The organism is Pseudomonas sp. RC3H12, from assembly GCF_018596375.1.
Taxonomy (GTDB): Bacteria; Pseudomonadota; Gammaproteobacteria; order Pseudomonadales; family Pseudomonadaceae; genus Aquipseudomonas.
The window spans coordinates 3,817,570-3,839,956 of sequence record NZ_CP075595.1 but is presented as its reverse complement, the minus strand read 5'-3'; the positions used below and the strand labels follow the sequence as shown (position 1 = coordinate 3,839,956).

Below are 22,387 nucleotides of genomic sequence, written 5' to 3'. Positions count from 1 at the left end.
TGGCGTATATGTCGGTTGTTCGTTTTTTGTTCAAATATTTGCGATTTTTCTGAAAACCCCCGAAAAACCTGAACAAAAACGCGGTCGGCAGCGGATATTTATCGATTCCTGTGGTAGCTTTGCGCGGTCTTGCGCCCCTTGGGTGGCGCATTGCTGGCAGATCGCTTGCGCGGTGTCGAACCAAACGCCGATTTGCGTATCTACATACGCGATCGACGCGGCCTCTGGATTGTCCCGGGCTGGCCCGACCACCGACCAAGCACGCTGCACAACCACTGAATTTGATAGGGAAGGAACACCACCATGGCACTGACCAAAGACCAACTGATTGCCGATATCGCTGAAGCCATCGACGCGCCGAAAACCACCGCGCGTAACGCCCTGGAGCAACTGGGCCAGATCGTCGCCGACCAACTGGAAAACGGCGCCGAAATCACCCTGCCAGGCATCGGCAAACTGAAAGTCACCGAGCGTCCTGCCCGTACCGGCCGCAACCCTTCGACTGGCGCTGCCATCGAAATCGCTGCCAAGAAAGTCGTCAAGTTCGTTCCAGCCAAAGTGCTGACCGACTCGATCAACAAGTAATTGTTGATTTGACGAAACCGCGCCCGGCTTGCCCGGGCGCGGTTTTTTCATGCCCGTGATTTACGCAGGGCGTGCCATTGCTGGCGTGTGCCATCGTCCTGGAAGCTCCAGGCGACCATGCGGCTCTGCTTCTGCCCCTGGCCCATCTCGATGATGCGCAGGGCCTTCACCCCGGCCTTTTTCAAGGCTGCCTCGATACCCGGCAGGTTGCTGGCCTTGGACACCAGGCTGGTGAACCACAGCACCTGGGCCGCGTACTGCGCGCTTTCGGCGACCAACTGGGAGACGAAGCGGATCTCGCCACCTTCGCACCACAGCTCATTGTTCTGCCCGCCGAAATTCAGCACCGGCAGCTTGCGCTTGGGGTCCTGCTTGCCGAGGTTCTTCCATTTGCGCTGGCTGCCGCGCGTGGCTTCCTCGCGCGAGGCGTGGAAGGGCGGGTTGCACAGGGTCAGGTCGAAGCGCTCGTCGGCCTGCAGCAGGCCGCTGAGGATGTGCTTGCGATCCGCTTGCAGGCGCAGGCCGATGGCCTTGTCGAGCTTGTTGGCCTGGACGATGGCCTTGGCCGAGGCCAGTGCCACGCTGTCGATGTCGGAGCCGGTGAAGCGCCAGCGGTAGTCGCTGTGCCCGAGCAGGGGGTAGATGCAGTTGGCGCCGACGCCGATATCCAGGGCGTGCACCTGGGCGCCGCGGGGGATTTCGCCGCCGTTGTCTTCGCCCAGCAGGTCGGCCAGCACATGGATGTAGTCGGCGCGGCCGGGAATCGGCGGGCACAGGTAGTCGGCGGGGATGTCCCAGTGCTGGATGCCGTACTGGGCCTTGAGCAGGGCGCGGTTGAATACCCGCACGGCTTCAGGGTTGGCGAAGTCGATGCTGGGTTTGCCGTAGGGGTTGGTGATGGTGAAGCGGGCCAGGTCCGGATGCGCCTTGATCAGGGCGGGGAAGTCGTAGCGGCCCTGGTGGCGGTTGCGCGGGTGCAGGGTGGGTTTCTGGGTCATGGTGGGGTCCTGAAAAAGCATCGCCGGCAAGCCGGCTCCCACAGGATAGTGCAGTACCTGTGGGAGCCGGCTTGCCGGCGATGGGCTGCGAAGCAGCCCCCTATGGCTTCACGTTTGAATTACAGCGCAGCAATCCGCGCATGCTGTTCGGTGAAGTTGGCCAGGGCCTGCTCCGATTCGGCCAGCTTGGCGCGTTCCTTCTCGATCACCGCAGGCGGGGCCTTGTCGACGAAGGCGGCGTTGGACAGCTTGCCGCCGACGCGCTGGACTTCACCCTGCAGGCGCTGGATCTCCTTGCTCAGGCGCGCAAGCTCGGCGTCCTTGTCGATCAGACCGGCCATCGGCACCAGCACTTGCAGGTCACCCACCAGGGCGGTGGCCGACAGCGGTGCTTCGTCCTGCTCGCCGAGCACGGTGAACGACTCGACCTTGGCCAGCTTCTTCAGCAGCGCTTCGTTTTCCTGCAGACGACGCTGGTCGTCGGCGTTGGCGTTTTTCAGGAACAGCGGCAGCGGCTTGCCCGGGCCGATGTTCATCTCGGCGCGGATGTTGCGCAGGCCGACCATCAGCTCCTTGAGCCACTCGATGTCGCCTTCGGCGGCGGCGTCGATGCGGCTCTCGTTCGCTTCAGGCCATGGCTGCAGCATGATGGTCTTGCCGTGGATGCCGGCCAGCGGCGCGATGCGCTGCCAGATCTCTTCGGTGATGAAGGGCATGAACGGGTGGGCCAGGCGCAGCGCCACTTCCAGCACGCGCACCAGGGTGCGGCGGGTGCCACGGGCGCGCTCGACCGGGGCGTTCTCGTCCCACAATACCGGCTTGGACAGCTCCAGGTACCAGTCGCAGTACTGGTTCCAGATGAACTCGTACAGCGCCTGGCTGGCCAGGTCGAAGCGGAACTGCTCGAGCTGGCGGGTCACCTCGGCTTCGGTACGCTGCAGCTGCGAGATGATCCAGCGGTCAGCCAGCGACAGCTCGTAGGCCTCGCCGTTCTGGCCGCAGTCCTCGCCCTTGTCCAGCACGTAGCGGGCGGCGTTCCAGATCTTGTTGCAGAAGTTGCGGTAGCCTTCGACGCGGCCCATGTCGAACTTGATGTCACGGCCGGTGGAGGCCAGCGAGCAGAAGGTGAAGCGCAGGGCGTCGGTGCCGTAGCTGGCGATGCCTTCGGGGAACTCGGCCTTGGTCTGCTTGGCGATCTTCTCGGCGAGCTTGGGCTGCATCATGCCGCTGGTGCGTTTTTCCAGCAGGGCGTCGAGGGTGATGCCGTCGACGATGTCCAGCGGGTCGAGGACGTTGCCCTTGGACTTGGACATCTTCTGCCCCTGGCCATCACGCACCAGGCCGTGCACGTAGACGGTCTTGAACGGTACCTGCGGGGTGCCGTCCTCGTTCTTGATCAGGTGCATGGTCAGCATGATCATCCGGGCGACCCAGAAGAAAATGATGTCAAAGCCTGTGACCAGCACGTCGGTGGAGTGGAACTTCTTCAGGAACTCGGTCTGTTCCGGCCAGCCCAGGGTGGAGAAGGTCCACAGGCCCGAGCTGAACCAGGTGTCGAGCACGTCGTCGTCCTGGCGCAGCTTCACATCGCTGCCCAGATTGTGCTTGGCGCGCACTTCGGCCTCGTCGCGGCCAACATAGACCTGGCCGGCCTCGTCGTACCAGGCCGGGATGCGGTGGCCCCACCACAGCTGGCGGCTGATGCACCAGTCCTGGATGTCGCGCATCCAGGAGAAGTACATGTTCTCGTACTGCTTGGGCACGAACTGGATGCGGCCGTCTTCGACGGCGGCGATGGCAGGCTCGGCCAGCGGCTTGGTGGAGACGTACCACTGGTCGGTCAGCCATGGCTCGATGACGGTGCCGGAGCGGTCGCCTTTCGGCACCTTCAGGGCGTGGTCGTCGATGCTGACCAGCAGGCCTTGGGCGTCCAGGTCGGCAACCATCTGCTTGCGCGCGACGAAGCGGTCGAGGCCGGCGTACTGGGCTGGCAGCGAGGTGTCGAGCTGCTCGTTGACGCTGCCGTCGAGGTTGAACGCCTGCACCGCGGCCAGCACGGTGGCGTTCTTGTCGAAGATGTTCAGCAGCGGCAGGTTGTGGCGCTTGCCCACTTCGTAGTCGTTGAAGTCGTGGGCCGGGGTGATCTTTACGCAGCCGGTGCCGAATTCGGGGTCGCAGTAGTCATCGGCGACGATCGGGATGAGGCGGCCGACCAGCGGCAGTTTGACGAACTTGCCGATCAGGGCCTGGTAGCGCTCGTCGGTCGGGTTGACGGCAACGGCGACGTCGCCGAGCAGGGTTTCCGGACGGGTGGTGGCAACCACCAGGTGGTCCTTGCCGTCGGCGGTCTTGGCGCCGTCGGCCAGCGGATAGCGCAGGTTCCACAGGTGGCCCTTCTCGTCGTGGTTTTCCACTTCGAGGTCGGAGATCGCCGTGTGCAGCTTGGTGTCCCAGTTGACCAGGCGCTTGCCGCGGTAGATCAGGCCGTCTTCGTGCAGGCGCACGAAGGCTTCCTTGACCGCCTCGGACAGGCCGTCGTCCATGGTGAAGCGCTCGCGGCTCCAGTCCACCGACGAGCCCAGGCGGCGGATCTGGCGGCTGATGTTGCCGCCCGACTGGTCCTTCCACTCCCAGACTTTCTCCAGGAATTGCTCACGACCCAGGTCATGGCGGTTCTGGCCCTTGGCCTCGAGCTGGCGCTCGACCAGCATCTGGGTGGCGATACCGGCGTGGTCGGTGCCCGGCTGCCACAGGGTGTCGCGCCCTTGCATGCGGCGGAAACGGATCAGGGCGTCCATGATCGCGTTGTTGAAGCCGTGGCCCATGTGCAGGCTGCCGGTCACGTTCGGCGGCGGGATCATGATGGTGTAGGACTCGCCTGCACCTTGTGGGGCGAAATAGTTCTCGGACTCCCAGGTGTTGTACCAGGAAGTTTCGATGGCGTGCGGCTGGTAGGTCTTATCCATGCGCGGCGGGACCCTTAGGCATTAATTCGGGAAAGCCGGGAAGTATAACCAAGCTGCGCGTTTCAAGACAGGTGTAGCGGGCAAGCCCGCTGGTGGGGGCGGGCTTGCCCCGCGATGCGGACGAAGGGTTACTCGGAACGCTTGAGCAACCGCTCCAGCCGCGCGTCGAGGCGGCGCTTGATCTCGGTCTCGATGTGCGGGGTGAAGTCGTTGATCACGTCTTGCATGATCGACTGCGCCGCGGCGCGCAGTTCGGCGTCCAGGTGCAGCAAGGTGTCCTGGCGGCGGGTCTGGGCATCCTCTTCAGGTGCCGGAGTCGGTGCCGGCGCTGCGGCGGCGACGGGCGCTGTGGCGCTCGGCTCGTCGAGCAGCAGGGGGATCTGCTCCACGGTTTCGGTGAGCAGGGGCGGTTGCAGGTCGGCGTCGCCCAGCAGCTCGCGGATCGACTCCAGGTCGTCGAGCAGGTGGGCGGAATGGGTGAGGGAGTTCAGCTGCTTGTCCATCGTCGTCAGAGTCGCTGTAAGCGGTGGTCTTGCAGAGCATAGCCCTGTTCGCGGTAGAAACGGAACCGTTCACGAGCGGCCAGGCGGATGGCCGGCTCCTCGACGACGATTTCGGCAACCCGTTCGAACTGGCCGACGAAGGCCGGGACGTCGCCGCCCAGGTTGATCAGCAGGTCACGGTGTTGGCCAGCATCGGCGCCGACACCCAGCGCGACAACGGCGTCCGGGTGCTGTTCGGCATGGTCGTGGGGCAAGAAGGCCTCGCCCTTGAACTGCCACAGGCGCAGGTCGAGTTCGCTGCGCTGCGCCTCGTCCTGGCAGTGCAGATAGACCCGGTGGCCGAGGCGCCAGGCCTTTTCGCACAGCTTGCAGGCGAAATCCAGGCGCACCGACAGCGAGTCGCTGGGCAGGATGTAGAAATCGACTTTGCTCATGATTGTTCAGTGCCAGCCGGTGGCGCGTGGGCGCCACCGGCTGCGCGCCATCAGGCGCCGGCGCGGTCCAGCAGGTACTGGGTGAGCAGCGGTACCGGGCGGCCCGAGGCGCCCTTGTCCTTGCCGCCGCTGATCCAGGCGGTGCCGGCGATGTCCAGGTGCGCCCAGTGGTAGGCCTTGGCGAAGCGCGACAGGAAGCAGCCGGCGGTGATGGTGCCGGCCTTCGGGCCACCGATGTTGGCGATGTCGGCGAACGGGCTGTCCAGCTGCTCCTGGTACTCATCGAACAGCGGCAGTTGCCAGGCGCGATCGTCGGCGCGCTTGCCGGCGTCGAGCAGTTGGCCGACCAGCGCGTCGTCATTGCCCATCAGGCCGGAGGTGTGGCTGCCCAGGGCGACGATGCAGGCGCCGGTCAGGGTGGCGATGTCGATCACCGCCTGCGGCTTGAAGCGTTCGGCGTAGGTGAGGGTGTCGCACAGCACCAGGCGGCCTTCGGCGTCGGTATTGAGGATCTCGACGGTCTGCCCGCTCATGGTGGTGACGATGTCGCCCGGGCGGGTGGCGCCGCCGCTCGGCATGTTCTCGGCGCAGGCCAGCAGGCACACCAGGTTGATCGGCAACTGCAGCTCGAGTACGGCGCGCAGGGTGCCGAACACGCTGGCGGCGCCGCACATGTCGTACTTCATCTCGTCCATGCCGGCACCGGGCTTGAGGCTGATGCCGCCGGTGTCGAAGGTGATGCCCTTGCCGACCAGCACGAACGGTTTTTCGCTCTTCTTGCCGCCCTGGTAGTTGAGCACGATCAGCCGCGGTGGCTGGTCGCTGCCCTGGCCCACGGCGTAGAACGCGCCCATGCCCAGGTCCTTGATCTTCTTCTCGTCCAGCACCTCGACCTTGAGGCCCTTGTGCGCCTTGCCCAGGTCCTTGGCCTGTTCGGCGAGGAAGCTTGGGTGGCAGACATTCGGCGGCAGGTTGCCCAGGTCGCGGGTGAAGGCCATGCCGGTGGCGATGGCGCTGGCATGCTTGACGGCGCGCTCGGCCTCGGGCTGGCCGGCCTTGGCCGTGAGCAGGGTGACTTTCTTCAGGGCGCGCGGTTCGGCCTTCTGGCTCTTGTAGCGGTCGAACACGTAGTTGCCGTCGAGCAGGGTCTCGGCCAGCAGGCGGTATTTGCCGTAGTGGCCATCGCGGCCGGTAACGGCGATGTCGTCCAGGGCCAGCACGGCGTCGCCGCCACCCAGGCCTTTGAGCACGCCGGCGACGCTGGCCACCAGCTTGCGCCAGGCGCGGTCGCCGAGGGCTTCGTCCTTGCCGCTGCCGACCAGCAGCACGCGCTCGGCCTTCAGGCCCGGCAGGCTGTGCAGGAGCAGGGTCTGGCCCGGCTTGCCGGCCAGGTCGCCGCGCTTGAGCAGCGCGCTGATGGCGCCTTCGGTGGCCTGGTCGACGGCCTTGGCGGTGGCGCCGAGCTTGCGGCCTTCACCGACGGGTACGACCAACGTCGCGGTCTTGACGGATACAGCGGCTACGCTTTTTACAACCAATTCCATGTCTGGGGTCCCCGAATGATCTGTCTGTCAGTGGGCGCTGTCTTTCGCAGGCGCTCGGAATTCGCGGCTGACGGGCGCTGCCTGCCAGCGGAAAAGCTGCCAGTTTGAGCCCGCCGCGACCACGATGACAACCCCGATATGCGCCATGCTGCGCGGCCAAGTGACAGGCGCCGTCAATCACAGGATAATGCGCGCACTTTTACATGGAGGTTCGCCTTGGCGAACCGGCATTGGTCTTGGCTGTCCGAATCGTTCGTCTGGCTTTGAGCCCCTGACAACCCAGGAGTGTCTGGTTTGATCGTCTTTCGTTATCTGTCCCGCGAGGTCCTTGTGACCTTGAGCGCCGTCAGCGCTGTGCTGCTGGTGATCATCATGAGCGGGCGCTTCATCAAGTACCTGGCCCAGGCGGCCCAAGGCATGCTCGACCCGGGCGTGCTGTTCATGATCATGGGGTTCCGCCTGCCGGGCTTCCTGCAACTGATCCTGCCGCTGGGGCTGTTCCTCGGTATTCTGCTTGCCTATGGCCGGTTGTATCTCGAAAGCGAGATGACCGTGCTCTCGGCCACTGGCATGAGCCAGCAGCGCCTGCTGGCCGTGACCATGGTGCCGGCGGCACTGGTCGCCTTGCTGGTGGCCTGGCTGAGCCTGAGCCTGGCCCCCCTGGGGGTTGCCCAGGTGCAGAAGATCATCGCCCAGCAAGACACCCTGACCGAGTTCGACACCCTGGTGCCGGGCCGTTTCCAGACCCTGCGCGATGGCTCGCGGGTGACCTACACCGAGCAGCTGTCCGATGACCGTATCAACCTGGCGGGCGTGTTCATCTCCGAGAAGCGCTTCAACCAGGACAAGACCAAGGACCGCGCGCCTTCGGTCCTGGTCGCCGAGAAGGGCCACCAGGAAGTGCAGGCCGACGGCAACCGCTACCTGGTGCTGCAGAACGGTTACCGCTACGACGGCAATCCCGGCCAGGCCGACTACCGTGCGATCAAGTACGACACCTATGGCGTGCTGCTGCCAAAGCCGGAGGTCGCCGAGGAGGTGACCGAGCGCGAGGCCATCCCGACCTCCGACCTGTTCGGGCATCAGGGGCTGCGTGAGCGTGCCGAGCTGCAATGGCGCCTGTCGTTGCCGCTGCTGGTGTTCGTGGTCACCTTGCTGGCGGTGCCGCTGTCCCGCGTCAACCCGCGCCAGGGCCGCTTCCTCAAGCTGCTGCCGGCGATTCTCCTGTACATGGCCTATCTGACAATGCTGATTTCCGTGCGTGGCGCCCTGGAGAAGGGCAAGTTGCCTCTCTCGCTGGGTATCTGGTGGGTCCATGGCCTGTTCCTGCTCATCGGCCTGGCGCTGATGTACTGGGAGCCGCTGCGTCTCAAGCGCGCCGCTCGCCGTGCGGAGGTGGCCCGTGGTTAAACTGGATCGCTACATCGGCCAGAGCGTGCTGCTGGCCATTCTCGCCGTGCTGGGCATCATCCTCGGCCTGGCCTCGTTGTTCGCCTTCATCGATGAGATGGGCGACCTGAGCGACACCTACACGGTCATGGACGCCAGCAGCTTCGTGCTGCTCACCGCGCCGCGCCGGCTCTACGACATGCTGCCGATGGCGGCGCTGATCGGCTGCCTGATCGGCCTGGGCAGCCTGGCCAGCAGCAGCGAGCTGACCATCATGCGCGCCGCCGGCGTGTCCATCGGTCGCATCGTCTGGGCGGTGATGAAGCCGATGCTGGTGCTGATGCTGGTCGGCTTGCTGATCGGCGAATACGTGGCCCCGGTGACCGAGAACAAGGCCCAGGCTGACCGTTCGCTGGCCCAGGGCGGAGGCGAGGCGCAAAGCTCCAAGCGCGGCATGTGGCACCGCCAGGGCGAGGAATTCGTGCACATCAACTCGGTGCAGCCCAATGGCCTGCTGCTGGGTGTGACCCGCTACCGGTTCGACAGCGAGCGCAAGATCCAGACCTCCAGCTTCGCCCGCCGGGCGCAGTACGTCGATGGCAAATGGATGCTCAACGACGTGGCCACCACCTACTTCCGCGGTGACCATACCGAAGTGGTCAAGAGCCCCGAAGAGGTGTGGGACGTGTCGGTGACCCCTGAGCTGCTCAACACCGTGGTGCTGGCACCGGAGTCGCTGTCGATCACCGGGCTGTGGGACTACATCCACTACCTGTCCGATCAGGGGCTGAACAACGCGCGCTACTGGCTGGCGTTCTGGACCAAGGTCCTGCAGCCGGTGGTCACTGCGGCACTGGTACTGATGGCGATTTCGTTCATCTTCGGTCCGCTGCGTTCGGTCACCCTGGGCCAGCGCGTGTTCACCGGTGTGCTGGTGGGCTTCGTGTTCCGCATTGCCGGGGAGCTGTTGGGCCCATCGAGCCAGGTGTTTGGCTTCCCGCCGTTGCTGGCGGTGGTGATCCCGGCCGGCATCTGTGCGCTGGCGGGTTTGTGGTTGATGCGCCGGGCGGGTTGATGGCCTGAGCTGCACAAAGAAGCCGACCCTTGGGTCGGCTTTTTTGCGGGTGCTTTTCGCAGGCCTGATGCCCGCGCAGCTCACTTCTTGCGCTTGGGCAGGCGTACCAGCTGGGTCTCGGAATAGATGTCGTGCCAGCTGCGTTTACGTTTGTCGAACAACGACCAGATGAAACCCAGCCCCAGGCACAGCCACGACGCGATCGACACCACGAAGCGCAACAACGCCTGCCAGAGGCTGATGGCGCTGCCATCGGCGTTCTGCACGCGCATGCCCCACACCTGCATGCCGAGGGTCTGGCCGCCGTGGGTCCAGAACTTGGCGAAGAAGCCGAACAGGGCGAACAGCAGGATCGTCGACAGCAGCGGGTCGCCGTCCAGGGCTCCGGCCTCGGTCAGCGCGCGCATGCGCGCCTCGCCAATGATCGCCATCTGGATCATCTTGTAGGCGCCGGCAGTCACGATCAGCAGGGCAGTGCACAGCAGGAAGTCGTAGAACATCGCGGCCAGGCGACGGCCCAGGCCGACCGGCGGGAAATCACCCTGGGGGGCGAGCAGAGGCTTGGACATGAAGAATGGCTCCAGAAAGCGAAGCCACTATTCTACGAGCAAAAAAAAAACCCCTGCACAGAGCAGGGGCTTTTATTCGAAATCGAGACGACTTATTCGGTGACCTGAACCTTGTCAGCCTGCATGCCTTTTTGGCCCTGAACTGCTTCGAAGGTGACCTTCTGGCCTTCTTTCAGGCTCTTGAAGCCATTACCTTCGATGGCGCGGAAGTGCACGAACAGATCAGCACCGCTTTCTGGGGTGATGAAGCCGTAACCTTTTTCGTCATTGAACCACTTGACGGTACCGTTCTGACGCTCAGCCATTGTCTTATTTCCTATGAAGCTTAGATATTGATGACAGTTTCTTTCACACTTTTTGTAAGTGAAAGACTACTGGGCTGGGTTGCAGGAAAGTAAGAGACGTCGAACGGGTTGTAGCAGATTGCGGCTACTGGCCCAGGTCACGAACTGTTGCGACCCATGCAAACACAGTGAAGTGACTCTACGCCAACTGCCGAGCGAAAAACAAGCCCTCGCGACGAGCGAAAATCAGGCTTTTCCCGATCACCGAACGATTTGTCGGAAACGCCGTGGCGCCTGGCCTGGCGCAATGTTCAGAAGTTATTGGGCAGGTTCGAAAACGAATATGTCGAGCCTGCCCAAACCACTCATTCAGCCACGGTAGTAACGTTGTGTCACGAAAGGCATTTTGCTGACTTTCATGGCAACTTGCTTGCCGCGCACCATTGCAAACAGCGCGGTGTCCAGCGTGGCGTGTTCGTTATCGACATAACCCATTGTGACCGGCGCGCCGAGCGTCGGGCCGAAGCCGCCGCTGCACACCTCACCGACCACTTTGCCTGCCGCGTCGACGATCTGCGCGCCTTCACGCACCGGGGTGCGCTCCTGGGGCAGCAGGCCGACACGCTTGCGTGCCACGCCTGCCTGTTGCTGGGCAAACACGGTCTCGGCGCCCGGGAAACCACCGGCACGCGCGCCGTCGGCCCGACGCACCTTGGAAATGGCCCACAGCAGGCTGGCCTCGATCGGCGTGGTGGTGGTGTCCATGTCGTGACCGTACAGGCACAGGCCGGCTTCCAGGCGCAGTGAGTCGCGTGCGCCAAGGCCGATTGGCTGTACCTCTGGCTCGGCCAGCAGACTGCGCGCCAGCGCTTCGGCCTTGTCGGCCGGCACAGAGATCTCGAATCCGTCCTCACCGGTGTAGCCCGAGCGGCTGATATAGCAGTCGGCGCCGAGCAGTTGAACAGGTTGGAACTGCATGAACGTCATCTTCGCCACCTCAGGTGCCAGGCGCTCCAGCACCTTGACCGCCGCCGGGCCTTGCAGGGCGAGCAGGGCGCGCTCCTCGAACAGCGGTTGAATCTCGCAACGGCCAGCGATGTGCTGGCGCAGGTGGGCCAGGTCTTGGTCCTTGCAGGCGGCGTTCACCACCAGGAACAGGGTGTCGTTGCCGAGGTTGGCGACCATCAGGTCGTCAAGGATGCCGCCCTCGGTATTGGTGAACATGGCATAGCGCTGCATGCCTACCGGCAGGTCGATGATGTCCACCGGCACCAGGGTTTCCAGGGCCTTGGCGGCGTCGTTGCCGCGCAGGATGATCTGGCCCATGTGCGAAACGTCGAACAGGCCGGCCTGCTCGCGGGTGTGCAGGTGCTCCTTGAGCACGCCCAAGGGGTATTGCACGGGCATGTCGTAGCCGGCGAACGGCACCATGCGCGCGCCCAGTTCCAGGTGCAGGGCGTGCAGCGGGGTCTTGTGCAGTGTTTCGGACATCGGTGACTCCTTGGTTTTTATTCGGGTCAACATTCGATGATGTTGACGGCCAGACCGCCGCGGGCGGTCTCTTTGTATTTGCTTTTCATGTCGGCGCCGGTCTGGCGCATGGTGCGGATGACCTTGTCGAGGGAAACGTAGTGCTGCCCGTCGCCGCGCAGGGCCATGCGCACCGCGTTGATCGCCTTCACCGAGCCCATGGCGTTGCGCTCGATGCAGGGCACCTGGACCAGCCCGCCAATGGGGTCGCAGGTCAGGCCCAGGTTGTGTTCCATGCCGATCTCGGCGGCGTTCTCCACTTGCTGCGGGGTACCGCCCATCACTTCGCACAAGGCGCCTGCGGCCATGGAGCAGGCCACGCCGACCTCGCCCTGGCAGCCCACCTCGGCCCCGGAGATCGACGCGTTTTCTTTGTAGAGAATGCCGATCGCCGCGGCAGTGAGCAGGAAGCGCACCACCCCGTCTTCGCTGGCGCCGGGCACGAAGCGCATGTAGTAGTGCAGCACCGCCGGCACGATGCCGGCCGCGCCATTGGTCGGCGCCGTGACCACACGTCCGCCATAGGCGTTTTCCTCATTCACCGCCAGGGCATAGAGGTTGACCCAGTCGAGCACCGACAGCGCATCACGCAGGCTGGCTTCCGGATGCCGGCTGAGCTGGCGGTACAGCGCCGGAGCCCGGCGCTTGACCTTCAGCCCGCCAGGCAGGATGCCTTCGTGCCGACAACCCGCCTCGACGCAGTCCTGCATCACCTGCCAGATGCGCAGCAGGCCGGCACGGGTCTCGGCTTCCGGACGCCAGGCGGCCTCGTTGGCCAGCATCACCTGGCTGAACGGCAGGTGCTGCGCGGTGCAGTGGCCGAGCAATTCCTTGCCGGTCTTGAAAGGGTAGGGCAGTACGGTGCTGTCCTCGACGATGCGGTCATGGCCCGCCGCATCCTCGTCGACCACGAAGCCACCGCCCACCGAGTAGTACTCGCGGCTGCGGATCTGCAGGCCGGCGGCATCGAAGGCGCGGAAGATCATGCCGTTGGGGTGGTAGGCCAGCGGTTTGCGGATCATCGCCAGGTGCTGCTTTTCGACGAAGGCGATGTCGTGTTCACCGAGCAGGCTGAGCCGACCGCTTTCACGAATGGCTTGCAGGCGTGCGGGGATGGCTTCGGTATCGACGGTGTCCGGATGCTCGCCTTCCAGGCCAAGCAGCACGGCCTTGTCGCTGCCGTGGCCCTTGCCGGTGGCACCGAGCGAGCCATACAGCTCGGCCTTGACCGTGGCCGTGCTGGCCAGCAGGCCATCACGGCGCAAGCCTTCGGCGAAGCGCGCGGCGGCACGCATCGGGCCGACCGTGTGCGAGCTGGAGGGGCCGATGCCGATCTTGAACAGGTCGAAGACGCTCAAAGACATGCTGCTTCCTCCTGATGATGGCCAGTAAGCCCATTGGGGCTGCTACGCAGCCCATCGCCGGCAAGCCGGCTCCCACAGATTAGCGCTGAACCTGTGGGAGCCGGCTTGCCGGCGATGGGGCGCGCAGCGGCCCCACCCGATCAGACGTCCTGATAGCTCTCGATCGACGGGCAGGCGCAGACCAGGTTGCGGTCGCCGAACACGTTGTCGACCCGGCCAACCGGCGGCCAGTACTTGCCTTCCACCAGGCTCGGCAGTGGGTACACCGCCTGCTCGCGGCTGTAGCCGTGGGCCCATTCGCCGGCCAGCTCCGCCGCAGTGTGCGGGGCGTTCTTCAGCGGGTTGTCGTCCTTGTCCAGGCTGCCGTTCTCGACCGCGCGAATCTCTTCACGGATCTGGATCATGGCGTTGCAGAAGCGATCCAGTTCCTCTTTCGACTCGCTTTCGGTCGGTTCGATCATCAGCGTGCCGGCCACCGGGAAGGACATGGTCGGGGCATGGAAGCCGAAGTCGATCAGGCGCTTGGCGACATCGTCGACACTGATGCCGCTGGTGTCCTTGAGCGGACGCAGGTCGAGGATGCACTCGTGCGCCACCAGGCCGTTGCCGCCGGTGTACAGCACAGGATAGTGCTCTTCCAGGCGACGGGCGATGTAGTTGGCGTTGAGGATCGCCATCTGCGAGGCGCGCTTGAGGCCCGCGCCACCCATCATGCGAATGTACATCCAGGTGATCGGCAGGATGCTGGCGCTGCCGAACGGTGCGGCGCATACCGCGCCCTGGGTGTTTTCCAGCTGGGCATGGCCCGGCAGGAACGGCGCCAGGTGCGCCTTGACGCCGATCGGGCCGACGCCCGGGCCGCCACCGCCGTGGGGGATGCAGAAGGTCTTGTGCAGGTTCAGGTGCGAGACGTCGCCGCCGAACTTGCCTGGGGCGCACAGGCCGACCATGGCGTTCATGTTGGCGCCGTCGATGTACACCTGGCCGCCGTTGTCGTGGATGATCGCGCAGATCTCGCCGATGGCTTCCTCGAACACGCCGTGGGTCGACGGGTAGGTGATCATGATCGCTGCCAGGCGTTCGCGGTGTTCGATGGCCTTGGCGCGCAGGTCGTCGATATCGACGTTGCCGCGCGCGTCGCAGGCGGTCACCACCACGCGCATGCCGGCCATGTGCGCGGTGGCCGGGTTGGTGCCGTGGGCCGAGGACGGGATCAGGCAGATGTCGCGGTGGCTGTCGCCACGGCTGCGGTGGTAGGCGCGGATCGCCAGGAGGCCTGCGTACTCGCCTTGGGAACCGGCGTTGGGCTGCAGCGACACGGCGTCATAGCCGGTGGCGGCGCAGAGCATGGCTTCCAGCTCGCTGGTCATCTGCAGGTAGCCCTGGCTTTGCGCGGCCGGGGCGAACGGGTGCAGGTTGCCGAACTCGGCCCAGGTCACCGGGATCATCTCGCTGGCGGCGTTGAGCTTCATGGTGCACGAGCCCAGCGGGATCATGCTGCGATCCAGGGCCAGGTCCTTGTCGGCCAGGCGGCGCAGGTAGCGCATCAGCTCGGTTTCGCTGTGGTAGCGGTTGAACACCGGGTGCTCGAGGATCGCCGACTGGCGCAGCAGGCCGGCCGGCAGGCGCACGGCGACCGTGTTGGCCAGGGCGGTGAAGTCAGGGCTGGCCTGGCCGCCGGCGAACAGCTGCCACAGGGCCTCGACATCGGCCTGGGTGCTGGTTTCGTCCAGCGACAGGCCCAGCTGGGCGGCGTCGACCTGGCGCAGGTTGATGCCCTGGGCGCGGGCCTTGTCGTGCAACGCGTCGGTGCTGTCACCGGTGGCCAGGGTCAGGGTGTCGAAGAAATCACCGGTGACGACCTTGATGCCCAGCTTGGTCAGGCCGGTAGCGAGGATCGCGGTCAGCGCATGGGTGCGCTCGGCAATGCGCTTGAGGCCGGCAGGGCCGTGGTACACGGCGTACATGCTGGCGATGTTGGCCAGCAGCACCTGGGCGGTGCAGATGTTGCTGGTGGCCTTCTCGCGGCGGATGTGCTGCTCACGGGTCTGCATGGCCAGGCGCAGGGCCGGCTTGCCGAAGCGGTCGATCGATACCCCGACCAGGCGGCCCGGCATGTCGCGCTTGAAGGCGTCGCGGGTGGCGAAGTAGGCCGCGTGCGGGCCACCGAAGCCCAGCGGCACGCCGAAGCGCTGGGCGCTGCCGATGGCCACGTCGGCGTCGAACTCGCCCGGCGGGGTGAGCAGGGTCAGGGCCAGCAGGTCGGCGGCCACGGCCACCAGGGCGCCTGCGCCGTGCAAGCGCTGCACCACCTCGCGATAGTCGAACACGTCACCGTTGCTGGCCGGGTACTGCAGCAGGGCGCCAAAGAAGGCGCTGACATCGCCCAGTTCGCGCTCGTCGCCCACCACCACCTCGATGCCCAGGGGTTCTGCGCGGGTGCGCAGCACGTCGAGGGTCTGCGGGTGGCAGTGCACGGAGGCGAAGAAGGCATGGCTGGCCTTGTTCTTCGACAGGCGCTTGCAGAAGGTCATGGCTTCTGCGGCGGCGGTGGCTTCGTCGAGCAAGGAGGCGTTGGCGATCGGCAGGCCGGTGAGGTCGCTGATCAGGGTCTGGAAGTTCAGCAGCGCTTCCAGGCGGCCTTGGGAAATCTCCGGCTGGTACGGGGTGTAGGCGGTGTACCAGGCCGGGTTCTCCAGCAGGTTGCGCAGGATCGGTGCCGGGGTGTGGGTGTTGTAGTATCCCTGGCCGATGTAGCTCTTGAACAGCTGGTTCTTGCCGGCGATGGCTTTCAATGCGGCGAGGGCATCGGCCTCGCTCTGCCCGTCGTGGCTGCCGAGCACGCTGGTGCCCTTGATGCTGTCGGGGATGACGGCGGCGGTCATGGCTTCCAGCGAGTCGAAGCCCAGGGTCGTGAGCATGGCCTGCTCGTCAGCGGCGCGTGGGCCGATGTGGCGGGCGATGAATTCGTTGGCGGTGCCGAGGTTGATGGTCATGGTGATTCCTCAGGCGTCGTCGTTGGCTTTGAGCAGGCGGTCGTAGGCGTCCTGGTCGAGCAGGGCTTGCACTTCGCTCATGTCGGCAGGCTTGAAGCGGAAGAACCAGCCTTCGCCCAGCGGGTCTTCGTTGACCAGCTCGGGGCTATCGTTGAGGCCTTCGTTGACCGCGACCACTTCACCGGTCAGTGGCATGTATACGCCGCTGGCGGCCTTGACCGACTCCACGGTGGAGGCTTCGGCGCCCTTGTCGTACTGCTGCAGCTCCGGCAGTTGCACATAGACCACATCACCCAAGGCGTTCTGGGCGTAGGCGGTGATGCCCACGGTGACGCTGCCATCGGCTTCGACGCGCAGCCATTCGTGATCTTCGGTGAAACGCAACTCGCTCATGGGAATTCCTCGGGAAGCAGGGGCGTTGGGCGCGGTAGGCTCCGCGCTCTTAAGGTTGGAATTCCCTTAGCAATAATGCGGCCAGTCTTAAAAAGACTTATAAATCAAATAGTTAGTTTATGAATGCAATCGATTTGTCATTTTTGTGGAATGAAATCGATACAGGAGGCGGGTGATTCAAAAGCATTGTGGGATCAAACCCTTGTGCACAGGCACCCAGATGGATGTGTAGCGAATTCGGTACGATGTAATGATTTCAATACGGCCTGCTTCCGGGGCAAGACTGGTCCGGCGAAGCGGCATCAGGCCTTGTTTGGAATACCGTACTTGCGCAAGCGCTGGGCTATCGCGGTATGCGAGGTTTGCAAGCGCCCCGCCAACTGCCGCGTCGAGGGATAGCTGGCATACAGGCGTTGCAGCAACTCCCGCTCGAAATCCCCCACTGCCTGTTCCAGGCTCGCTACCTCGCCATCCTGCCCCCGCGCGACCGAGGTGCCGGCGATGTCCAGATCGCCGATATCCACCACATTGCTTTCACAGATGGCCGCGGCGCGGAAGATCACGTTCTGCAACTGGCGCACGTTGCCAGGCCAGGGGTTGCCCAGCAGAGCCGGATGGGTGGCGGGCGCCAAGCGGCAGGGCGGGCGCTGGATCTGGGTGCAGGCCTGCTGCATGAAGTATTGCGCCAGGGACAGGATGTCCTGGCCGCGATCACGCAGTGGCGGCACCTGCAGGTTGAGCACGTTGAGGCGGTAGAACAGGTCTTCACGGAAGGTGCCCTCGGCGACCATGCGCTCGAGGTCGCGGTGGGTGGCGCTGATGATGCGCACATCCACCTTCACCTCGCGGTCGCCGCCGACGCGGCGGAAGCTGCCGTCGCTGAGGAAACGCAGCAGCTTGGCCTGCAGGTACGGCGACATCTCGCCGATCTCGTCGAGGAACACCGTGCCCTGGTTGGCCAGCTCCATCAGCCCGGGCTTGCCGCCGCGCTGCGCGCCGGTGAAGGCGCCCGGGGCGTAGCCGAACAGCTCGCTCTCGGCCAGGCTCTCGGGCAGTGCCGCGCAGTTGAGGGCGAGAAACGGCGCGGCATGGCGGCTGCTGATGGCGTGGCAGGCGCGGGCCACCAGCTCTTTGCCGGTACCGGTTTCGCCATGCACCAGCAGCGGCGCGTCGAGGGCCGCCACACGCAGGGCGCGGGCCTTGAGGGTGCGAATCGCCGGGGAATCGCCGAGCATGGCGTCGAAGCCTTCGGCGTGGTCGTGGTGCAGGGCCGACAGGCGCTCGCCCATGCGGTTCGGTGGGTACAGCGTCAGCAGGCCGCCGGCATGGGTGATCGGCGTGGCGTCGAGCAGCAGGCTCTGGCCGTTCAACTGCATTTCGCGCATGGGCAGGTGGAAATTGTTGTCCAGCAGGGCCTGCAGCAGGTCGGGGTCGCCGAACAGCTCGCCCACCGAACGCCCGGCGGACTCACGCCCGCACAGGGCGATCAGCGCCGGGTTGGCCAGCAGCACCTTGCCCGCGCTGTCCACCGCCAGCACCGGGTCGCTCATGGCGGCGAGCAGGGCGTCGAGCTGCAGGTGCCGGCGTTGGCCGGGGAGGATGTCGACCACTTCCACCGATTGCACGCCGCGTACCTCGAACAGCGCGTCGTGCAGCTCTTCGAGCACGGCGGGGCTCAGGGTCGGGGCGTCGATGTAGACGTTCGGCGGGACCATCTCCACGGCATCGAGGTTGAGGTTGCGGGCGCCGAGCAGGGCCAGGACTTCCTGGGTGATGCCGACGCGGTCGATGAAGCTGACGTGGATGCGCATGGGGAGATCGGGGCAGTGGCCAAGCGAGTGCGCCAGTATGCCTTGGGAAGGGCTCTAAACCCAATCGCGGGGCAAGCCCGCTCCCACGCCTGATGAGATGTCGTGGGAGCGGCGATGCGGCGGCCCGACTTGCCCCGCGATGGATTCTACTCCAGGTGCTTAGGCTTGATCGGATCGCCCGATTTAACATCCAGCTTGGCGCGAATGTCCTCGAACATCGCGTCGTAAAGCTTGTGCGGGGAGCCAAGGGTCTCGAATTTCTTCGGTGGGGCCAGGTAAGCCTGGGCCTTGCGCGTGGTGACGCTGAGGAAGCTGGGCAGCACCTGGTCTTTGGCCAGGAAGAACTTCTCGTCGACAGTCTTGCCTTCGATGCTGCCATGCAGACGGAACTCGATACCTCTCCCTTCCTTGGGATCCTGGGCCACTTCGTAGTTGATGTTCAGGTCGTAGCTGTGGTCATTGGTGTTCAGCGCGGTGCGTTCGATATGCACGTGACCGGGTTGGAACTGGGCCATGGCGGAATCCTCCGGAAGGTTGAAAACGGCGGGCGCCAGGCACCCGCCAACTGCATTCAACGGTAGCTGATACCGGGCTTGGCGGTGGAAACCCGCGTGCCGGCGGTGCCCTTGACGATGTCCTCGATGTTCTCCAGCGAGCTGATCACCGCCACCTTGCCGGTGTGGCGGGCGAAATCGCAGGCGGCCTGGACTTTCGGCCCCATGGAGCCTGCGGCGAAGCCCAGCCGTTCAAGCTCGTCGGGGTGCGCCTGGGCAATGGCTTTCTGCATCGGCTTGCCCCAGTCGATGTACGCCGCATCGACGTCGGTGGCGATGATCAGCAGGTCGGCTTCCAGCTGTTCGGCCAGCAGCGCCGAGCACAGGTCCTTGTCTATCACCGCCTCGATGCCCTTGAGCTTGCGGTTTTCGTCGTACATGGTGGGAATGCCGCCGCCGCCGGCGCAGATCACGATGCTGCTTTTTTCCAGCAGCCACTTGATCGGGCGGATCTCGAAGATGCGCTTGGGTTTCGGACTGGCCACCACCCGGCGGTACTTGTCGCCGTCGGGCTTGACCACCCAGCCTTTGTCCTTGGCCAGGCGCTCGGCCTCGTCCTTGGCGTACACGGGGCCGATGAACTTGGTCGGGTCCTTGAACGCCGGGTCGTTGGCGTCCACTTCAACCTGGGTGAGCAGCGTGGCGAACGGCACCTCGAAGTCCAGCAGGTTGCCCAGTTCCTGTTCGATCATGTAGCCGATCATGCCTTCGGTCTCGGCACCGAGGACGTCCAGCGGGTAGGCTTCGTCTGGCTTGTACGACAGCCCCTGCAACGACAGCAGGCCGACCTGCGGCCCGTTGCCGTGGGCAATGACCAGTTCGTTGCCGGGATGGATCTTGGCGATCTGTTCGGTGGCGGTGCGGATATTGGCGCGCTGGTTGTCGGCGGTCATCGGTTCGCCGCGGCGCAGCAGGGCGTTGCCGCCCAATGCAACAACGATACGCATGGGGAATGTCCTTCAGAAAGACTATGGGGCGGACCCGTGGGAGCGGCGCACCGCCGCTCCCACAAAAGCCCTTGGTCGGGGGTTACAGATCAGCCAGGGTCGACACCAGGATCGCCTTGATCGTATGCATGCGGTTTTCCGCCTGCTCGAAGGCGATGCACGCCGGCGACTCGAACACGTCATCGGTCACTTCGATGCCGTTGGCCAGGTGCGGGTACTGTTCGGCGATCTGCTTGCCGACCTTGGTGTCGGAGTTGTGGAACGCCGGCAGGCAGTGCATGAACTTGGTGCGCGGGTTGCCGGTGGACTTCATCAGCTCCTTGTTCACCTGGTAGGGCAGCAGTTGCTGGATACGCTCGCCCCAGGCCTCGACCGGCTCACCCATCGATACCCAGACGTCGGTGTGGACAAAGTCGACGCCCTTGACCGCGGCTTTCGGGTCTTCAGTCAGGGTGATGCGCGCGCCGCTTTCTTCTGCGTACTTTTTGCAACGCTCGACCAGGTCGTCATGCGGCCACAGCGCCTTGGGCGCGGCGATGCGCACGTCCATGCCGAGCTTGGCGCCGATCAGCAGCAGCGAGTTGCCCATGTTGTTGCGGGCATCGCCCAGGTAGGCGTAGCTGATGTCGTGCAGTGGCTTGTCGCTGTTTTCGCGCATGGTCAGCACGTCGGCGATCATCTGGGTCGGGTGATACTCGTCGGTCAGGCCGTTGAATACCGGCACGCCGGCGAACTTGGCCAGTTCCTCGACGATCTCCTGCTTGAAGCCGCGATACTCGATGGCGTCGTACATGCGCCCGAGCACGCGGGCGGTGTCCTTCATGCTCTCCTTGTGGCCGATCTGCGAGGAGTTGGGGTCGATGTAGGTGACGTTGGCGCCCTGGTCGTAGGCGGCGACTTCGAAGGCGCAACGGGTGCGGGTCGAGGTCTTCTCGAAGATCAGGGCGATGTTGTTGCCCTTCAGGTGCTGCTGCTCGGTGCCGGTGTACTTGGCGCGCTTGAGGTCGCGGGACAGGTCCAGCAGGTAACGCAGCTCGCGGGTGGTGTGGTGTTCGAGGCTGAGCAGGTTACGGTTGTGGATGTTGAACGCCATGATGATTCTCCTTGAGTTCGGTAATCCCCCGGCCGCTGCTGGGTGAGCACGGCCGGGGTGATGGACGTTTAGTAGTCGATAGGGTCGCGCACGATCGGGCAGGTCATGCAGTGACCGCCGCCGCGCCCCCGGCCCAGCTCGCCGGCACTGATGGTGATGACTTCGACCCCGGCCTTGCGCAGCAGGGTGTTGGTGTAGGTGTTGCGGTCGTAGCCGATGACCACGCCAGGCTCCACGGCCACCACGTTGTTGCCGTCATCCCACTGTTCGCGCTCGGCGGCGAAGCTGTTGCCGCCGGTCTCGACCACGCGCAGCTTCTTGAGGTTGAGCGATTCGGCCACTACCTCGATGAACGATTTGTTCTCGCGACGCACGTCCATGCCGTAAGGCTTGCTGCTATCCGGACGGATCACGAATGGCACGATTTCCTTGACCACTTCGGGGAAGACGGTGACCAGGTCGCGGTCGCAGAAGCTGAACACGGTGTCCAGGTGCATGGCGGCGCGGGATTTCGGCAGCCCGGCGACCACCACCTTCTCTACCGCGCCCTTGGCGAACAGCGATTGCGCCAGTTGGCCGATCGCCTGGCGCGAGCTGCGCTCACCCATGCCGATCAGTACGACACCATTGCCGATCGGCATCACATCGCCACCTTCAAGGGTGGCCTTGCCATGGTCCTTGTCCGGGTCGCCGTACCAGACTTCGAAGTCGGCATTGGTGAACTCTGGGTGGAACTTGTAGATGGCGCTGGTCAGCAGCGTTTCCTGGCGTCGCGCCGGCCAGTACATCGGGTTGAGGGTGACGCCACCATAGATCCAGCAAGTGGTGTCACGCGTGAACTGGGTATTGGGCAGCGGATCGAGCAGGAAACTGGAGTGGCCGAGGTAGTCGCGGTACATCTTGATCACGCTCGCGCCTTCGCTGTCGGGCAGGTCTTCGCCTGCCACGCCGCCGATCAGATACTCGGCCAGCTTGCGTGGCTCAAGCCCTTCGAGCCAGCTTCGCACTTCGTTCTTCAGGCCGATGCCAACCGTGTCGTCGGTGATCTTGCGGTCGAGGATCCATTTCAGCGCTTCGGGGTTCTGCACGGTCTCGGTCAGCAGGTTGTGCATTTCCAGCACTTCGATGCCGCGTTCGCGCATCTTGGTGACGAAGTCGAAATGGTCACGCTTGGCCTGGTTGACCCAGATGACGTCGTCGAACAGCAGCTCGTCGCAGTTGCTCGGGGTCAGCCGTTGGTGCGCCAGGCCCGGGCTGCAGACCATCACTTTGCGCAGCTTGCCGGCTTCGGAATGTACGCCGTATTTCTGTTTCTCAGTGGACATGGTGAATCCTCCTGTAATGCGAAGACA

General features: G+C 64.5%; 19 protein-coding genes. 3 read left to right on the top strand and 16 right to left on the bottom strand.

Features of this window, described 5'->3' with window-relative positions; all coding sequences use genetic code 11:
* Positions 1-303: 303 nt before the first annotated feature.
* Positions 304-585, top strand: a complete 282-nt coding sequence (locus tag KHO27_RS17375) for an HU family DNA-binding protein (protein ID WP_004882926.1) — start codon at positions 304-306, stop codon at positions 583-585.
* Between the two features lie 47 nt (positions 586-632).
* On the opposite strand, the gene rlmF is transcribed toward KHO27_RS17375, so the two are convergent.
* The 5 genes from rlmF to KHO27_RS17350 form a co-directional block, all read right to left on the bottom strand.
* A complete protein-coding gene (gene rlmF, locus KHO27_RS17370; RefSeq protein WP_111532107.1) occupies positions 633-1,583 on the bottom strand; it encodes a 23S rRNA (adenine(1618)-N(6))-methyltransferase RlmF in 951 nt (316 codons plus the stop codon).
* Between the two features lie 119 nt (positions 1,584-1,702).
* Entirely contained in the window at positions 1,703-4,549 is a 2,847-nt protein-coding gene (locus tag KHO27_RS17365; RefSeq protein ID WP_110699884.1) for a valine--tRNA ligase, read from the bottom strand.
* A 128-nt stretch (positions 4,550-4,677) separates the two neighbouring features.
* Complete coding sequence (locus KHO27_RS17360) at positions 4,678-5,052, bottom strand: DNA polymerase III subunit chi (RefSeq protein WP_102682969.1); 375 nt, start codon at positions 5,050-5,052, stop codon at positions 4,678-4,680.
* A gap of 5 nt (positions 5,053-5,057) precedes the next feature.
* Positions 5,058-5,486, bottom strand: a complete 429-nt coding sequence (locus KHO27_RS17355) for a DNA polymerase III subunit chi (protein ID WP_102682976.1) — start codon at positions 5,484-5,486, stop codon at positions 5,058-5,060.
* A 50-nt stretch (positions 5,487-5,536) separates the two neighbouring features.
* On the bottom strand, positions 5,537-7,030 hold the full coding sequence (locus KHO27_RS17350; RefSeq protein WP_110699880.1) for a leucyl aminopeptidase: 1,494 nt from the start codon (positions 7,028-7,030) through the stop codon (positions 5,537-5,539).
* A 294-nt stretch (positions 7,031-7,324) separates the two neighbouring features.
* Here KHO27_RS17350 and lptF point away from each other — a divergent pair, with 294 nt between their 5' ends.
* Entirely contained in the window at positions 7,325-8,440 is a 1,116-nt protein-coding gene (lptF, locus tag KHO27_RS17345; RefSeq protein WP_102682966.1) for an LPS export ABC transporter permease LptF, read from the top strand.
* Positions 8,433-9,494, top strand: coding sequence for an LPS export ABC transporter permease LptG (lptG, locus tag KHO27_RS17340; protein ID WP_023632477.1), 1,062 nt, complete (start codon positions 8,433-8,435; stop codon positions 9,492-9,494). Before lptF ends, lptG begins: the two co-directional genes overlap by 8 nt.
* An 80-nt stretch (positions 9,495-9,574) precedes the next feature.
* On the opposite strand, the gene KHO27_RS17335 is transcribed toward lptG, so the two are convergent.
* From KHO27_RS17335 to arcA, 11 genes are all read right to left on the bottom strand, one after another.
* Complete coding sequence (locus KHO27_RS17335; protein WP_110699878.1) at positions 9,575-10,063, bottom strand: RDD family protein; 489 nt, start codon at positions 10,061-10,063, stop codon at positions 9,575-9,577.
* 92 nt (positions 10,064-10,155) lie between these two features.
* Complete coding sequence (locus KHO27_RS17330; RefSeq protein ID WP_110699876.1) at positions 10,156-10,368, bottom strand: cold-shock protein; 213 nt, start codon at positions 10,366-10,368, stop codon at positions 10,156-10,158.
* A gap of 348 nt (positions 10,369-10,716) precedes the next feature.
* Positions 10,717-11,838: a glycine cleavage system aminomethyltransferase GcvT gene (gene gcvT, locus KHO27_RS17325; protein WP_214500538.1), complete on the bottom strand. Its 1,122-nt coding sequence runs from the start codon at positions 11,836-11,838 to the stop codon at positions 10,717-10,719.
* Between the two features lie 26 nt (positions 11,839-11,864).
* Positions 11,865-13,241 (bottom strand): L-serine ammonia-lyase, encoded by a 1,377-nt coding sequence (locus KHO27_RS17320; protein WP_110699872.1) that lies wholly within the window; start codon positions 13,239-13,241, stop codon positions 11,865-11,867.
* A 140-nt stretch (positions 13,242-13,381) separates the two neighbouring features.
* The gene (gene gcvP, locus KHO27_RS17315; protein WP_214500537.1) at positions 13,382-16,237 is read right to left on the bottom strand and encodes an aminomethyl-transferring glycine dehydrogenase; all 2,856 of its coding nucleotides are present in this window, start codon (positions 16,235-16,237) and stop codon (positions 13,382-13,384) included.
* A gap of 9 nt (positions 16,238-16,246) precedes the next feature.
* Positions 16,247-16,630: a glycine cleavage system protein GcvH gene (gene gcvH / locus KHO27_RS17310; RefSeq protein WP_214500536.1), complete on the bottom strand. Its 384-nt coding sequence runs from the start codon at positions 16,628-16,630 to the stop codon at positions 16,247-16,249.
* Positions 16,631-16,932: 302 nt separating this feature from the next.
* Positions 16,933-18,441, bottom strand: a complete 1,509-nt coding sequence (gcsR, locus tag KHO27_RS17305) for a transcriptional regulator GcsR (protein WP_094011695.1) — start codon at positions 18,439-18,441, stop codon at positions 16,933-16,935.
* A gap of 146 nt (positions 18,442-18,587) precedes the next feature.
* On the bottom strand, positions 18,588-18,956 hold the full coding sequence (locus KHO27_RS17300) for a DUF5064 family protein (RefSeq protein WP_111532109.1): 369 nt from the start codon (positions 18,954-18,956) through the stop codon (positions 18,588-18,590).
* 56 nt (positions 18,957-19,012) lie between these two features.
* Positions 19,013-19,942, bottom strand: coding sequence for a carbamate kinase (gene arcC / locus KHO27_RS17295; protein ID WP_214500535.1), 930 nt, complete (start codon positions 19,940-19,942; stop codon positions 19,013-19,015).
* 82 nt (positions 19,943-20,024) lie between these two features.
* On the bottom strand, positions 20,025-21,035 hold the full coding sequence (locus KHO27_RS17290) for an ornithine carbamoyltransferase (RefSeq protein ID WP_046854307.1): 1,011 nt from the start codon (positions 21,033-21,035) through the stop codon (positions 20,025-20,027).
* Positions 21,036-21,103: 68 nt separating this feature from the next.
* A complete protein-coding gene (gene arcA / locus KHO27_RS17285; RefSeq protein ID WP_110699862.1) occupies positions 21,104-22,360 on the bottom strand; it encodes an arginine deiminase in 1,257 nt (418 codons plus the stop codon).
* Positions 22,361-22,387: the final 27 nt, after the last annotated feature.

Bases quoted from the DNA above. Each gene is read 5' to 3' on its own strand.
- KHO27_RS17375 (WP_004882926.1), top strand. From the start codon at position 304: ATGGCACTGACCAAAGACCAACTGATTGCCGATATCGCTGAAGCCATC.
- rlmF (WP_111532107.1), bottom strand. From the start codon at position 1,583: ATGACCCAGAAACCCACCCTGCACCCGCGCAACCGCCACCAGGGCCGC.
- KHO27_RS17365 (WP_110699884.1), bottom strand. From the start codon at position 4,549: ATGGATAAGACCTACCAGCCGCACGCCATCGAAACTTCCTGGTACAAC.
- KHO27_RS17360 (WP_102682969.1), bottom strand. From the start codon at position 5,052: ATGGACAAGCAGCTGAACTCCCTCACCCATTCCGCCCACCTGCTCGAC.
- KHO27_RS17355 (WP_102682976.1), bottom strand. From the start codon at position 5,486: ATGAGCAAAGTCGATTTCTACATCCTGCCCAGCGACTCGCTGTCGGTG.
- KHO27_RS17350 (WP_110699880.1), bottom strand. From the start codon at position 7,030: ATGGAATTGGTTGTAAAAAGCGTAGCCGCTGTATCCGTCAAGACCGCG.
- KHO27_RS17335 (WP_110699878.1), bottom strand. From the start codon at position 10,063: ATGTCCAAGCCTCTGCTCGCCCCCCAGGGTGATTTCCCGCCGGTCGGC.
- KHO27_RS17330 (WP_110699876.1), bottom strand. From the start codon at position 10,368: ATGGCTGAGCGTCAGAACGGTACCGTCAAGTGGTTCAATGACGAAAAA.
- gcvT (WP_214500538.1), bottom strand. From the start codon at position 11,838: ATGTCCGAAACACTGCACAAGACCCCGCTGCACGCCCTGCACCTGGAA.
- KHO27_RS17320 (WP_110699872.1), bottom strand. From the start codon at position 13,241: ATGTCTTTGAGCGTCTTCGACCTGTTCAAGATCGGCATCGGCCCCTCC.
- gcvP (WP_214500537.1), bottom strand. From the start codon at position 16,237: ATGACCATCAACCTCGGCACCGCCAACGAATTCATCGCCCGCCACATC.
- gcvH (WP_214500536.1), bottom strand. From the start codon at position 16,630: ATGAGCGAGTTGCGTTTCACCGAAGATCACGAATGGCTGCGCGTCGAA.
- gcsR (WP_094011695.1), bottom strand. From the start codon at position 18,441: ATGCGCATCCACGTCAGCTTCATCGACCGCGTCGGCATCACCCAGGAA.
- KHO27_RS17300 (WP_111532109.1), bottom strand. From the start codon at position 18,956: ATGGCCCAGTTCCAACCCGGTCACGTGCATATCGAACGCACCGCGCTG.
- arcC (WP_214500535.1), bottom strand. From the start codon at position 19,942: ATGCGTATCGTTGTTGCATTGGGCGGCAACGCCCTGCTGCGCCGCGGC.
- KHO27_RS17290 (WP_046854307.1), bottom strand. From the start codon at position 21,035: ATGGCGTTCAACATCCACAACCGTAACCTGCTCAGCCTCGAACACCAC.
- arcA (WP_110699862.1), bottom strand. From the start codon at position 22,360: ATGTCCACTGAGAAACAGAAATACGGCGTACATTCCGAAGCCGGCAAG.